We start from the raw sequence: 13,564 nt of genomic DNA on the forward strand, positions 1-13,564 counted from the left end.
AAGAGGTCTACTTATGGGAAAAACTAAAGGATTATACTCTCCGGATTTTGAGCATGATTCATGCGGCGTTGGTTTTGTTGCCAATATCAAAGGCAATAAATCGCATCAAAATGTCTCCGACGCCCTAACCATCCTCGAAAATATGGAGCACCGCGGAGCCTGCGGTCATGAAGCTAACACCGGTGATGGTGCAGGTATTCTTATACAAATTCCTCACGAGTTTTTCTTTGATGAGTGTGTAAAGCTGGGCGTTCACTTACCGGCATTTGGTAAGTATGGAGTAGGTGTTCTATTCTTTCCAAAAGAAAATAAATTAAGAGAAGAATGTAAATCTATCTTCAACCGTGCTGCTGAAAAGTTGGGATTAGAGATATTGACGTATCGTACTGTTCCTGTAAATAGGAACGATATCGGTGCAACAGCTTTATCTGTTGAGCCTGTAATGGAACAAGTGTTCATCGCATCACCGGATCATATTTCTAACCAGGATGAGTTTGAAAGAAAATTATTTGTATTGCGCAATTATGCTACACATACAATTAATGCAACAGTAAAGCAAGATGCCATTGGTTTTTACGTAGCATCATTATCTACACGTAAAGTAGTTTATAAGGGACAATTGACGAGCTTACAGGTTCGTCCTTATTTCCCTGATCTGAATAATAAAAGAGTTGTATCAGCATTTGGTTTGGTACACTCTCGTTTTGCTACCAATACATTTCCTTCATGGAAACTGGCACAGCCATTCCGTTTCATTGCACACAATGGAGAGATCAATACACTGCAAGGAAATTTGAATTGGTTGAAAGCAGGTGAACACGGTTTTGAATCTCCTTTCTTTACCAAAGAAGAAATGGAAATGATCTTACCGGTTGTTCCCGGCCCGCAATCAGATTCTGCATGTTTGGATAACATGATTGAATTGTTGACATTAAGCGGTCGTTCTCTTCCTCATGTAATGATGATGTTGATTCCTGAAGCCTGGGATGGTAACGACATGATGGATCCTGCTAAAAAAGCATTTTACGAATTTCATGCATCCATAATGGAGCCTTGGGATGGTCCGGCTTCTATTTCATTTACAGATGGAAAAATGATCGGCGCTACATTGGATAGAAACGGTTTGCGTCCTTCACGTTTTTGTGTTACAAAAGATGACCGTGTTATCATGGCATCTGAAAGTGGCGCTCTTCCTGTTGATCCGGCTATCATCAAAGAAAATGGAAGATTGCAACCGGGTAAGATGTTTGTGGTGGATATGGAACAAGGAAGAATTATCAGTGATGATGAATTGAAGAATAAAATATGTTCACATGAGCCTTATGGCGATTGGTTGAATAAATATAAAATCCGTTTAGAAGAATTACCGGAACCAAGGATCATGTTCACGCATTTGGAACATGACCAGATCTTCAAATACCAAAAAGCATTTGGTTATTCAACAGAAGATCTCGATTCAATAGTTGCTCCAATGGCGTTAGATGGTAAAGAGCCTATTGGTTCAATGGGTACAGACGTGCCTTTGGCAATTTTGAGTGATCAACCACAGCATTTGAGTTCTTACTTTAAGCAATTATTTGCGCAGGTTACCAATCCGCCGATCGATCCGATCCGTGAAAAGTTGGTAATGTCGTTAGCAACATTTGTGGGTAACAACGGAAACTTATTGGTTGAAGATCCATTAAGCTGTCATACGGTAGCATTGAAGCATCCGGTGCTTTCTAATTTTGAATTAGAAAAGATACGCAGCATTGATACAGGGATTTTCCAGGCAAAAACATTACAATCATATTATAGAGCAGATGGCAAACCAGGTTCTTTGCAAAAAGCATTGGATCGTTTATGTCGTTACGCTGTTGATGCAGTAGATGATGGTTTTGAAGTATTGATATTAACTGACAGGGCCATTGATTCAGAACATGCACCAATACCTTCATTGTTAGCAACTGCTGCAGTACATCATCATTTGATACGCAAAGGACTGCGTGGCAGCGTAGGTATTATCGTAGAAGCTGGCGACGTATGGGAAGTGCATCACTTTGCATGTTTATTAGGTTTCGGTGCAACGGCTATCAATCCTTATTTGGCATTGTCAAGCATCCGCGATATGAAATTGAGCGGGCATTTAGAAACTGATCTGGATGTTGAACAATTAAAGAAAAATTATACCAAAGCTGTTAATGAAGGGTTGTTGAAAGTATTCTCTAAAATGGGAATATCAACATTACAATCTTATCAAGGCGCACAAATATTTGAGATCATCGGTTTAAATCAAACCGTAGTTGATAAATACTTTACTGGTGCTGTTTCCCGTATTGAAGGCATGGGATTGGATGAAATTGCAAAAGAAAATTTAGCGAAGCATTCATTTGCATTCAGCAAAAAAGAAGTGCCTGTTGATCGCCTTCCTGTAGGAGGTGTATATCAATGGAAGCGTAAAGGTGAATTCCATTTATTCAATCCTCAAACAATACACTTGTTGCAATATTCAACTCGTATGAATGATTATGCAACATTTAAAAAGTATTCAAAAATTATAGATGAGCAAGGCGAAAGAGCCTGCACATTGCGTAGCTTATTTAAGTTCACTTATAATCGTCCTGCTATTTCTATTGATGAAGTAGAACCGGCAGAAAATATCTGGAAACGTTTTGCAACAGGCGCTATGAGCTTTGGTTCTATTTCTCATGAAGCACATAGTACGTTAGCAATTGCAATGAATCGCCTCGGTGGTAAAAGCAATACCGGCGAAGGTGGTGAAGATGAAATGCGTTATACTCCAATGGCGAATGGCGACTCCATGCGCAGTGCTATTAAACAAGTAGCCTCTGCACGTTTTGGTGTTACCAGTTATTATTTAACAGAGGCGGATGAGCTGCAAATTAAAATGGCGCAAGGTGCTAAGCCTGGAGAAGGGGGTCAGTTACCTGGAGATAAAGTAGATGATTGGATCGGTAAGACACGTCACTCTACTCCGGGAGTAGGATTGATATCTCCGCCGCCACATCACGATATTTATTCTATTGAAGATTTAGCGCAATTGATATTCGATCTTAAAAATTCAAATCGTGCTGCACGTATCAATGTGAAGCTGGTTTCTAAAGCCGGCGTTGGTACAATTGCTGCAGGTGTTACCAAAGCAAAAGCAGATGTAGTATTGATCGCAGGCTTTGATGGAGGAACCGGTGCATCACCAATGAGCTCTATTAAGCATGCAGGTTTACCATGGGAATTAGGTTTATCAGAAGCGCATCAAACTTTAGTAAAAAATAAATTACGTAGCCGTGTTATTGTTCAAACAGATGGACAATTAAGAACCGGTAGAGATATTGCTATTGCTGCTTTATTAGGTGCAGAAGAATGGGGCGTTGCAACAGCAGCATTAGTAGTTGAAGGTTGTATCATGATGCGTAAATGTCATTTGAATACTTGTCCTGTTGGTGTGGCAACACAAGACCCTGAATTGCGTAAACGTTTCTCGGGCGATGCAGAACATGTAGTTAACTTCTTTAAATTCTTAACACAGGAATTAAGAGAGTTGATGGCTGAACTTGGTTTCAAAACTGTAAATGAAATGATCGGCCAAGTTGATGCATTAGAACAAAGAGATGATGTAAAGCACTGGAAATACAGCAAGTTGGATCTATCACCTGTATTATACAAAGAACCTGCATCTATTTATACAGGCTTGTATAAAAAAGAAGACCAGGATCATGGATTAGACAATGTGCTGGATTGGAAATTATTAGAAGCAGCAAAACCAGCAATTGAAAAAGGTGAAAAAGTAACGGCATCATTCAATATTATTAATATTGACAGAACTGCCGGAACAATACTTTCTAACGAAATTTCCAAGAAGTATAAAGACAAAGGATTACCGGACGATACCATTCATTTTAAGTTCACCGGAACAGCCGGACAAAGCTTTGGTGCATTCAATACAAAAGGACTAACCCTGGAATTGATGGGTGATGCAAATGATTATTTCGGTAAAGGATTAAGCGGTGCAAGATTGATCGTCTACCCGTCACCGAAAGCAACCTTTGTTCCTGAAGATAATATCATCATCGGTAACGTAGCATTCTACGGCGCAACATCTGGCGAAGCCTTTATACGTGGTAAAGCCGGCGAACGTTTTGCGGTACGTAACTCAGGCGCAACTGCGGTTGTAGAAGGTGTGGGTGATCACGGTTGTGAATATATGACCGGCGGTAAAGTAGTGATATTGGGAGACACCGGAAGAAACTTTGCTGCGGGAATGAGCGGTGGTATTGCCTTCATCTATGATACTAAAGGAAACTTTGAATCAAATTGCAATAAAGAAATGGTTGATCTGGATCCGGTAGGTGATGACGATAAAGCAGACTTACATCGTTTGATCAGCGACCATTATACCAACACAAAGAGCACTATTGCCAAGTTTGTGTTAGATGATTTTGAGAATCAGCTGAAGAATTTCATTAAAGTATTTCCAAGAGATTATAAAAGGGTATTACAGGTTAGAAAACAAAAGCTGGAACTGAATAAATAATTGAAGTAACAGGATTAGGTAACTATCATTTATTCTTTCTTCAACATTGTTGTGTCACTCACTTGTACGGCATATCGATGTTCAGCAATAAACTTAAAATACAAGTAAACCAAATAACTGCAAGCGATGGGTAAAACCACAGGATTTTTAGAATTTACAAGAGAGATGCCTTCAAAGCGTTCAGTAGAGGAGCGTGTGAAAGATTATAAGGAATTTGTAGAACGTTATTCAGATGATAAATTAAATCAGCAATCTGCTCGTTGCATGGATTGTGGTATTCCTTTTTGTCACAGTGGTTGTCCTTTAGGTAATGTAATTCCGGAGTTTAACGATGCAGTATATCGTAAAAGCTGGAAAGAAGCGTATGATATTCTAACATCTACCAATAACTTCCCGGAATTTACAGGAAGAATTTGTCCTGCTCCTTGCGAAACGGCTTGCGTATTAGGCATTAATCAACCAGCTATTGCAATTGAAGAAATAGAGAAACATATTATAGAGATCGCTTTTGATAAAGGCTTTGTTCAGCCTAAAAAACCAAATATTCTTACCGGTAAAAAAGTAGCTGTTGTGGGCTCTGGTCCTGCGGGATTAGCAGCAGGCGCACAGTTAAACTATGCCGGACATTCAGTAACTATATTTGAACGTGATGATATGCCGGGCGGCTTATTGCGGTATGGCATACCCGATTTTAAATTGGAAAAATGGGTAATTGAACGCAGAGTAAAAGTAATGGAAGAAGAGGGAGTGACTTTTAAATGCAATACCAATGTTGGAGTAGATGTAAAAGTAAATGATCTGTTGCGTGAGTTTGATGCAGTTGTTTTAGCGGGAGGTTCAACTATTCCAAGAGACTTACCGATCAAAGGTCGTGAGTTAAAAGGAACTTATTTTGCAATGGATTTCTTAAAACAGCAAAACAAACGTGTAAGTAATATAAAAGTAGATGGCGAAGATGTTTTTGCTACAGGCAAAAATGTGGTAGTGATCGGTGGTGGTGATACCGGTAGCGATTGTGTAGGAACTTCTAATCGCCATGGAGCTGTTTCGATAACACAGTTTGAATTATTACCAAAGCCACCGGAAGATAGAACACATGTAATGCCTTGGCCAACTTACCCGATGTTATTAAAAACCACCTCTTCACATGAAGAGGGTGCGCATAGAAAATGGGCCGTTGCTACCAAAGAATTTATCGGGGATGATAAAGGAAATTTAAAGGCATTGAAAATTGTTGACCTGGAATGGAAGATCGTAGATGGCAGACCGGCTTCATTTGTAGAAATAGAAGGTTCTGAAAGAGAGATCCCTTGTGAACTGGCTTTACTGGCGATGGGTTTTGTTCATCCGCAGCATGAAGGGTTGATCAAAAAGCTGGAAGTAGAATTAGATGAAAGAGGAAATGTTCGGGCTTCTGAAAAAGCATACAAAACCAGTATAGATAAGGTATTTGCAGCAGGTGATATGCGTAGGGGACAATCGTTGGTGGTTTGGGCTATTAGCGAGGGGAGAGAATGCGCCAGGAAGGTAGATGAATTTTTAACAGGAAGTTCATTGCTGGAAACAAAGGATTCTTTGCTAACTGCATTGCACGTATAAGCCTTAAAAGATAAAATTATATTGTAAATCAACCACTTAGGTTGATTTTTTTATGTCCAAGAGTACAAATTAATTTATATAATAATGTAAATTATTTTACACGACGTGTAAAAAATAAATTTAAAATCTTTCTAAAATCATATTTTAAATCAACTAATTTGATAAATAATAGCATAATTTCTATAAAATAATATATTGCAATAATAAATATGTTATTTTTTTAGTCAAAATTTAAGTTTTTCGTTGTAACATTGCATATAACATATAGATTTATATTATTTTTAATATTTACTCTTATTTGTCTTATCAGTACCTACTCATTCTTTAACCAAAAAACTTAAAACAAATGACAAGAAAAATTTTCCTTCCAGTTGCAGCAGCACTTATAGGGCTAAGTGCAAATGCACAAGATTCAACAAAATCATTGACGGTTTCAGGTTCTGTTGATGCTTATTATCGCTACAACTTTGATGCACCGGATGGCGCTACCAACAACAACACATCATTTACCAATTCTCAAAATTCTTTTGAATTAGGTATGGCTACTGTTAGATTAGATGGTTCGGCTTTATCTGGTAAAGTAAGTGGAACTGCAGATCTAGGCTTTGGTAAAAGAGCTGCAGAATTCTCTTATAATGATGGATTTGGTGTGGGTGTTTCAGGAAATAATATTTCTACATTAGCTGCAGTTAAACAATTATATGCAAGCTATTCTCCAGCAAGTGGTTTAAAATTTACCATGGGTAAATGGGCTACACATATCGGATACGAATTAGTAGATGCTTATGCAAACAGAAACTATAGCATGGACTATTTATTTTCTTACGGACCTTTCTCTCATACAGGGTTAAAAGCTGAATATGGAAAAGGAACATGGGGTTTTATGTTGGGCGTTGCTAATCCTACTGACGTTGCAGCTGTTGTTCCACCGGCTATTTCTTCTCCTAAAGTGATTTTGGCTCAGATCAGCGATGGTTCTAAAGATGGTAAATTAAAAGGTTACTTAAACTATCAAGGTACAGGCGGTGATTTTAACCAGGTTGATTTTGTCGGTACTGCTACATTGACCAGCATGTGGAGTCTTGGTTTGAACGCTTCCATGATCTCTGCTCCTTCTGCTGTAACTTCAGAAACTTCTACTTCATGGGGTGCTGCAGTATATGTAAATGCTGACCCTTCTTCTACAGTAGGTCTTACGTTACGTGGCGAATACTTTGATAACAGCAAAGGTTCTTATGGAACTGCTCCTGTAAATAAATTTTATGATATCACATTATCATTAGACTATAAAGTTGGACCATTTACACTTATTCCTGAAGTTAGATATGATGGCGCAAGCGATCCAGCGTTCACAAAAAGTGATGGTTCAAGCGGTACAAGCACGTTCACAGGCCTGTTAGCAGCGATCTACAAATTTTAATTTGCAGATAACTTAAATCGAACTCAAGTTCTTATAACCTAAAGAACTTTTTTTATACAAACTATACTATACAGCAACCAAATTTTTAAACCTAAACAGTAACACAATGATTTTTAACAACCTCTTCAGAGGCAGAGCAGCAACTGCCCATGCGCTTGTCTTGCTAGACAGAAAAGAAAAATGGCGCATAACCCTTATGAAATTTGCTGGTAAGATCCTTGGAATTGTTATCTTATTAGCGGCTCTTAAGGTTTTTATCCCAAGTGTATTCGGTATTTCATCAGCGCATGCACAAACGCCCGGAGCACCGGCGCCTTTAGACCCAACATTGGTTAATACAGCCAATACAATATGGGTATTAGTTGCGGCATTTTTGGTATTTGGTATGCAGGCTGGTTTTACTTTCCTTGAAGCAGGTTTTGCCCGCAAAAGAGAATCAGTAAACATCTTGGCAGAATGTATTTTTGATACTTGTATTTGCGGTCTGTTGTTTTACGCTGTAGGATACGCATTTATGTTCGGTCAAGGTAATGGTTTTATAGGATGGGGTGGAGGAGATCTGGCAGGTGGTACAGCAAAAAGCTGGTTCTTCCTGCAAAATACTCCGGCAACTTATGCTACAACAGGTGTGCCCGTATTAGCACATTGGATCTTCCAATATGCTTTTGCTGATACTACTTCTACCATCACTTCAGGTGCTATGGTAGGTCGTTGCGGATTCCGTGGTGATATTTTGTATAGCATTGGTGTTACAGGATTTATTTACCCAATTATTGGGCATTGGGCTTGGGGACCAGATGGCTGGTTATATACCATGGGAACAGCAGGACATTTCTTGCCTGGCTTAGGACAAGGTTTCCGTGATTTTGCAGGTTCAACTGTAGTTCATACAATCGGTGGTGTTATCTCTTTAGCAGGTGCTATGGTACTTGGTCCACGTTTAGGTCGTGTATTTAAGCGTGATGGTGGTGGAATGCCGCCGGCTAATAACCTCGTAGTTGCTGCTGTGGGTGGTTTCATACTTTGGTTTGGCTGGTATGGTTTCAATCCTGGAAGTACTTTATCTGCTTTGGATATGCAAGGTATCGGTCGTGTAGCTGCTAATACAACATTGGCTGCTTGTGCCGGCGGTATCATGGGTATGTACATGGGCTTATGGTTTGGAAGCACTAAAGGTAAGTTTGACGTAGGGTTGGCTACCAATGGTTTCTTGGCAGGTTTAGTTGCTATTACTTGTCCTTGTTACTGGGTTTCTCCAACCGGAGCGATCTTAATAGGCGCTATTGCAGGTATATTAGTATATATCGGTATTGAATTATTAGAATACTTAAGAATAGATGATCCAATCGGAGCTGTTCCGGTTCACGGTCTTTGCGGTATTTGGGGTACATGGTCTTTAGGTCTTTTTGCATCAGGTCAATATGGTGTAACTGGTCCTACTGGTCCAACAGATACTCCAGCTGTTACCGGTTTATTTTATGGAGGTGGTTTGGATGTTCTAAAAGCTCAAATAATAGGTAATTTAACAATAGCTGTAGCAGCATTTGTAGTTTCTTATATAATGTTTGCTATTCTTAATAAATTACCGCATCCTTGGAAATTACGTGTGGAAAAAGAAGGTGAAGAACAAGGGTTAGACATATTTGAACATGGTGCAGAAGCTTATGTTTTAGAATAATAAGGTTTCAATTTACTAACAAATATTTTTGCTTTTCGTTAGTTTTAGTTGCCTCGCCGCAAGGCGGGGCAACTTCATTTAATCATTTCGGTAGTATAAATTTTTTATGTTTGTTAAAAATGTGTTAAAGAAAAAATATTTTTTTGCCTAATAACAGCAAAATAACTTCACAGATAATCTAAAAAAGTTCATATTTATCAATCACTTGAATTTGGTGAATAATTTAAGCCCAAAAATTTTTCAGTTATTTTGATTACTCTATTTTAAATCTAAATCCTACTTCAAAAATAATTTACATTATATTATTTTATTAATTGTAACACTGATTTTACTCCTAACTACTTGACGTACACTGGCTTGATTTTTTTAGCGTTTTATGGTTATAACTTGCAGTCAAGTTTTTAACTCTAAACTATTATTAAAATAAAAAAATTAAGAAAATGAAAAAAGTACTTGTAACCTTATTAGGTATCTCTTCTTCAGCTGCTGTATTTGCAGGAACTTCAACTGAATCTTCAACAGACAATGGTCCTATTGCTGTTATTGGATTTTTTGTTGTATTAGTTGCTGCGATCGTGATCCCTGCAATTAAAGGTGGTAAGAGACATAAAGCTGCTTAAGCTTGCCAAATAGATAAAAAAGAAAATGCCGGTAATTGACCGGCATTTCTTTTTAAATACTTAAAGGTTGTGTTTGCTTAAAACCTCTTTTACTTTTTCTGCCCATACGGGGTAGGCATTTTCTGAAAAATGAATTCCATCATAAGTATATTCTTTCTTTAAAAAGCCATTTTCAGAAAGTGTTTCATTCAGATCGATATAATCCATATGTTTTTCTCCGGCTAATTGTTTTAATTTAATATTGATGGAATCAACCAAATTGTTATGCTCTTTTATTTTTGCACTATAGGGTACAGATTGCAGTACCGGGATAATATTGTTTGCCTGTAGCGAAGAAATTATCTTATTCATATTGTCGAGTGTTCTGCTTGCAGGGATTCCCTGGAATATATCATTAGTGCCGCCTAATATGAAACATATCTTAGGATGGTGTTGTAAAACATCTTTCTTTAGTGTCCATACATACCGGGATGTAGTGGCTCCCATAGTTCCACTGTTATAAATTTTCTTATCCGTAAACAAGCTAGCCCAGTCACCGCCTTCGGTGATCGAATCTCCAAACATTACGATATCTACAGTCTTATCAGCCGTCATTTTTTTTGTAATTCTATCATGAAACATGATTACAAAGAAGATAGATACAATACAAAAAACGATATTTAAAATAACAGATAGTATCAGCCATTTTTTTGGAGACATTTAGTAAGATTTGTTCTATAAAAGTAATCTTATCCAAATAAAAACAGCATCTTAATTAGGATGCTGTTTAATAAGATCAATTAATTAAAAATGATTTAAGCTGAATTTCTTCCTGCATTGATAATGCCAAACGAAGAGCGGATGACTAACTTTTCATAAGTTTCTTTCAATGGAGAATGTAGCTGCTTATCTTCTATTTCACGCAGGTTTGCAATAGCAAATTGCTGAATGGTCAATAGCGGTAATACAATTCTTTCTCTCATGGAAATAGATAGCAGGTCGATCGGGTAATTGCTCATTAATTCCGATTTACCGGAAAGCAGCAATACATATTTTTGCGTTAATTCAAACTCACTGCGGATCATATTCCATATCTCGCCATATTTTTCATCTTTAGCCAAATATTCTGTTAAACCGAAAAAGCTTTTCTTCATTGCCATCTCACAGTTATCAATAAGTGTTTTAAAGAAAAGCGAATTTTTGTACAACGTTTTCAATTCACCAAACTTGCCTTTCTTTTCCATTTCCTGGAAAGCAATGCCCACGCCATAATAGCCGGTAACATTTTGTTTTAACTGGCTCCAGGCACCAACAAATGGAATGGCTCTAAGATCTTTTAATGACAATTTATTAGAACCTGAACGTTTAGCCGGACGGCTGCCAATATTGGTTTCGCTGTAAAAACGTAAAGGACTTATATGTGATAAATAATCGGCAAAATAAGGGTGATGTTTTAATTTATTATAGGCATCAAAACTTATATCTGCTAATTCCTGCAACAGAACTTCTTCATTTTTTTCTAATGTAATTTCTTTGGTACTGAACAGATCGTTAGTGATCCCGGCATGTAGCAATTTTTCAATATTAAATTGTGCTGCATCAACAGTACCAAAATTTGAGCTTACTGTTTGTCCCTGGATCGTTAACTGTATTTCTTTGTTAGAAATGTTCTTACCCATTGATGCATAAAAGTTATGCGTTTTACCACCGCCACGTGCGGGAGGTCCACCACGTCCATCAAAGAAGATCACATCAATATCATATTTTTTAGAGATAGCTGTTAATTCTTCTTTTGCTTTATAGATTCCCCAGTTCGCCATTAAGTACCCGCCGTCTTTAGTACCGTCAGAAAAACCAAGCATGATGGTTTGTCTTTTATTTCTTAATCCAAGATGAGCTGCATATTCTTTATTCGTGTACAGCGTTTCCATTATTTCTGCTGCATTTTGCAGATCATCTACCGTTTCAAATAAGGGGATAATATCGATGCTTAATTCCTCTTTTTTCCATCCGCCCAATAAAAACAAACCAAACACTTCCAGCACATTTAAAGCACTATTACATTGACTGATGATGTAGCGATTGCAACCTAATTCTCCATTATAATCCTGGATTGTTTTTATTGCTTTGATTGTTTGTACGGTGTCTGTAATAATCGCATTTTCAAATTCAGTATCGGGAACTGAAGTGTTCATATTAGTAAGCAATTCTATTTTTTGTTCATCCGTTAAGCTACTATAGTTTTTAGGCAGTGCATCTGTTTTTGAAGAAATCGCTTCCAGTACGGTGTTGTGTACAGTGCTTTCCTGGCGTACATCCAACGATGCAAAGTGTAAACCGAATACATACACTTTATTAATAAGATTATCTATCAGGTCAAGAAACAAACCATTGTTTTCATAAATAAGAATATCTCTTACTTTATTCAATGATTCCAGCATTAACTGTTTGGATAATGGCGTACGTTGCCCGGGAATGAAAATATTATTATAAAGCTTTTTCTCCAATGTGGTCAGGATAGGCTCGATACCTTTGAACGTAAGCCTGCGTTTTAATCTGCGTATATCCAAATAATAACAATGAATAATAGCGCCCCGCAAAGCATCTGCAACTTTTACTGTTATCTCTGTTGTTACAAAAGGATTGCCATCTCTGTCCCCGCCCGGCCAAAAACCCATATTAATAACAGGGTTATTTTCATTAATGGCATTTGGAAATTGTGTGCGCAACCCGGTAATGATCTTTCCTATGGCTGAATAAAAAACATTTTCCAGGTACCATATCAGGCTTACTGCTTCATCGTATGGGGTAGGTTTTTGTTTTTTAAAGAAAGGTGTTTTGCCTAATTGTTGCAGGTAAGTATTTATCTCCAGCGTGTTATTTTCTTTTAATGATTTTGAAAGATCATTAATGATGCCTAAAACTGTATCAGGATAAAACTGTGTAGGATGCGCTGTTAATACCAAACGAATGGCAAAATCTTTTAACTTAACAGCCAGCTCATTTTCTTTTTGATTTTGAAGGATCTCGCTTTCGAGGTGTTTGATAGTACCTACGCCGGTAAGATCATTAATATCACGGAAAGTAGCATCTTCCAATGCATCGAACAAGACGATCTGTCTTTCCACAAATTGAATAAAACGGAATAAGATATCCAGCCTGTCTTTTTGATTTACCAGCATAGTATGCTTGGTAAAGAATTCGTCAATGATCTGGATGGGGCTTCTTTTGTTTTTGTAGCCTTCTTCGCAATTGATAAGCAACAACGACAATAAGGTTCCCGTTTTCTCGATCCTGTGAAAAGGAAGAGAAGTAAACAAACTGTTGTACAGCTGGAACCGAATGCCCACCGAATTTTTAAATTGCTGCAATGCCCTTGAAGCCTGATTATCCATATTAAACTAAAATTATAAGAAAATTAAAAAATAGCAGCAATCGAAATGAGGCATGAAAATACTTTAAAAAATTCAAATTATCGGTTAAGCCCGGATTTTATTTCATCTTTTAAAATGGGCTTGGTTTGCATCGGTAAAAGATGCCCATTGGTATGCCGATGAACGTAATGTGACACAACGGTGCTGCCATGAAAACCAATGCCTGTATCAAAATAAAATCGCTTATTCTACGTTTACAAAGGGCAAATAATTTCTTCAATCAAACTTATTTTATTATTTTGCGCCCTGTTGGATGGTACACAAAAAATTACATATCATTTCTAATTTCACAAGCTTTGCAAC

7 protein-coding genes are annotated in these 13,564 nt (G+C 37.6%); 5 read left to right on the forward strand and 2 right to left on the reverse strand.

Going from position 1 to position 13,564, the window contains the following annotated elements; all coding sequences use genetic code 11:
* Positions 1–13 precede the first annotated feature (13 nt).
* From gltB to K9M53_RS04855, 5 genes are all read left to right on the forward strand, one after another.
* A complete protein-coding gene (gltB, locus tag K9M53_RS04835) occupies positions 14–4,531 on the forward strand; it encodes a glutamate synthase large subunit (RefSeq protein ID WP_224018499.1) in 4,518 nt (1,505 codons plus the stop codon).
* Between the two features lie 126 nt (positions 4,532–4,657).
* Positions 4,658–6,130: a glutamate synthase subunit beta gene (locus tag K9M53_RS04840; RefSeq protein ID WP_224018500.1), complete on the forward strand. Its 1,473-nt coding sequence runs from the start codon at positions 4,658–4,660 to the stop codon at positions 6,128–6,130.
* Positions 6,131–6,476: 346 nt separating this feature from the next.
* Positions 6,477–7,550 (forward strand): outer membrane beta-barrel protein, encoded by a 1,074-nt coding sequence (locus K9M53_RS04845; RefSeq protein WP_224018501.1) that lies wholly within the window; start codon positions 6,477–6,479, stop codon positions 7,548–7,550.
* 106 nt (positions 7,551–7,656) lie between these two features.
* On the forward strand, positions 7,657–9,228 hold the full coding sequence (locus tag K9M53_RS04850) for an ammonium transporter (protein ID WP_224018502.1): 1,572 nt from the start codon (positions 7,657–7,659) through the stop codon (positions 9,226–9,228).
* 440 nt (positions 9,229–9,668) lie between these two features.
* A complete protein-coding gene (locus K9M53_RS04855) occupies positions 9,669–9,848 on the forward strand; it encodes a hypothetical protein (RefSeq protein WP_224018503.1) in 180 nt (59 codons plus the stop codon).
* A gap of 60 nt (positions 9,849–9,908) precedes the next feature.
* On the opposite strand, the gene K9M53_RS04860 is transcribed toward K9M53_RS04855, so the two are convergent.
* Entirely contained in the window at positions 9,909–10,547 is a 639-nt protein-coding gene (locus K9M53_RS04860; RefSeq protein ID WP_224018504.1) for a GDSL-type esterase/lipase family protein, read from the reverse strand.
* Between the two features lie 95 nt (positions 10,548–10,642).
* Positions 10,643–13,222: a phosphoenolpyruvate carboxylase gene (locus K9M53_RS04865; RefSeq protein ID WP_224018505.1), complete on the reverse strand. Its 2,580-nt coding sequence runs from the start codon at positions 13,220–13,222 to the stop codon at positions 10,643–10,645.
* Between the last annotated feature and the right edge of the window lie 342 nt (positions 13,223–13,564).

Origin of the sequence: Ferruginibacter albus, from assembly GCF_020042285.1 — a bacterium.
Lineage (GTDB): Bacteria > Bacteroidota > Bacteroidia > Chitinophagales > Chitinophagaceae > Ferruginibacter > Ferruginibacter albus.

Excerpts from the sequence above, each read along its gene's own strand:
- K9M53_RS04850 (WP_224018502.1), top strand. The coding sequence starts at position 7,657 with ATGATTTTTAACAACCTCTTCAGAGGCAGAGCAGCAACTGCCCATGCG.
- gltB (WP_224018499.1), top strand. The coding sequence starts at position 14 with ATGGGAAAAACTAAAGGATTATACTCTCCGGATTTTGAGCATGATTCA.
- K9M53_RS04865 (WP_224018505.1), bottom strand. The coding sequence starts at position 13,222 with ATGGATAATCAGGCTTCAAGGGCATTGCAGCAATTTAAAAATTCGGTG.
- K9M53_RS04845 (WP_224018501.1), top strand. The coding sequence starts at position 6,477 with ATGACAAGAAAAATTTTCCTTCCAGTTGCAGCAGCACTTATAGGGCTA.
- K9M53_RS04860 (WP_224018504.1), bottom strand. The coding sequence starts at position 10,547 with ATGTCTCCAAAAAAATGGCTGATACTATCTGTTATTTTAAATATCGTT.
- K9M53_RS04840 (WP_224018500.1), top strand. The coding sequence starts at position 4,658 with ATGGGTAAAACCACAGGATTTTTAGAATTTACAAGAGAGATGCCTTCA.
- K9M53_RS04855 (WP_224018503.1), top strand. The coding sequence starts at position 9,669 with ATGAAAAAAGTACTTGTAACCTTATTAGGTATCTCTTCTTCAGCTGCT.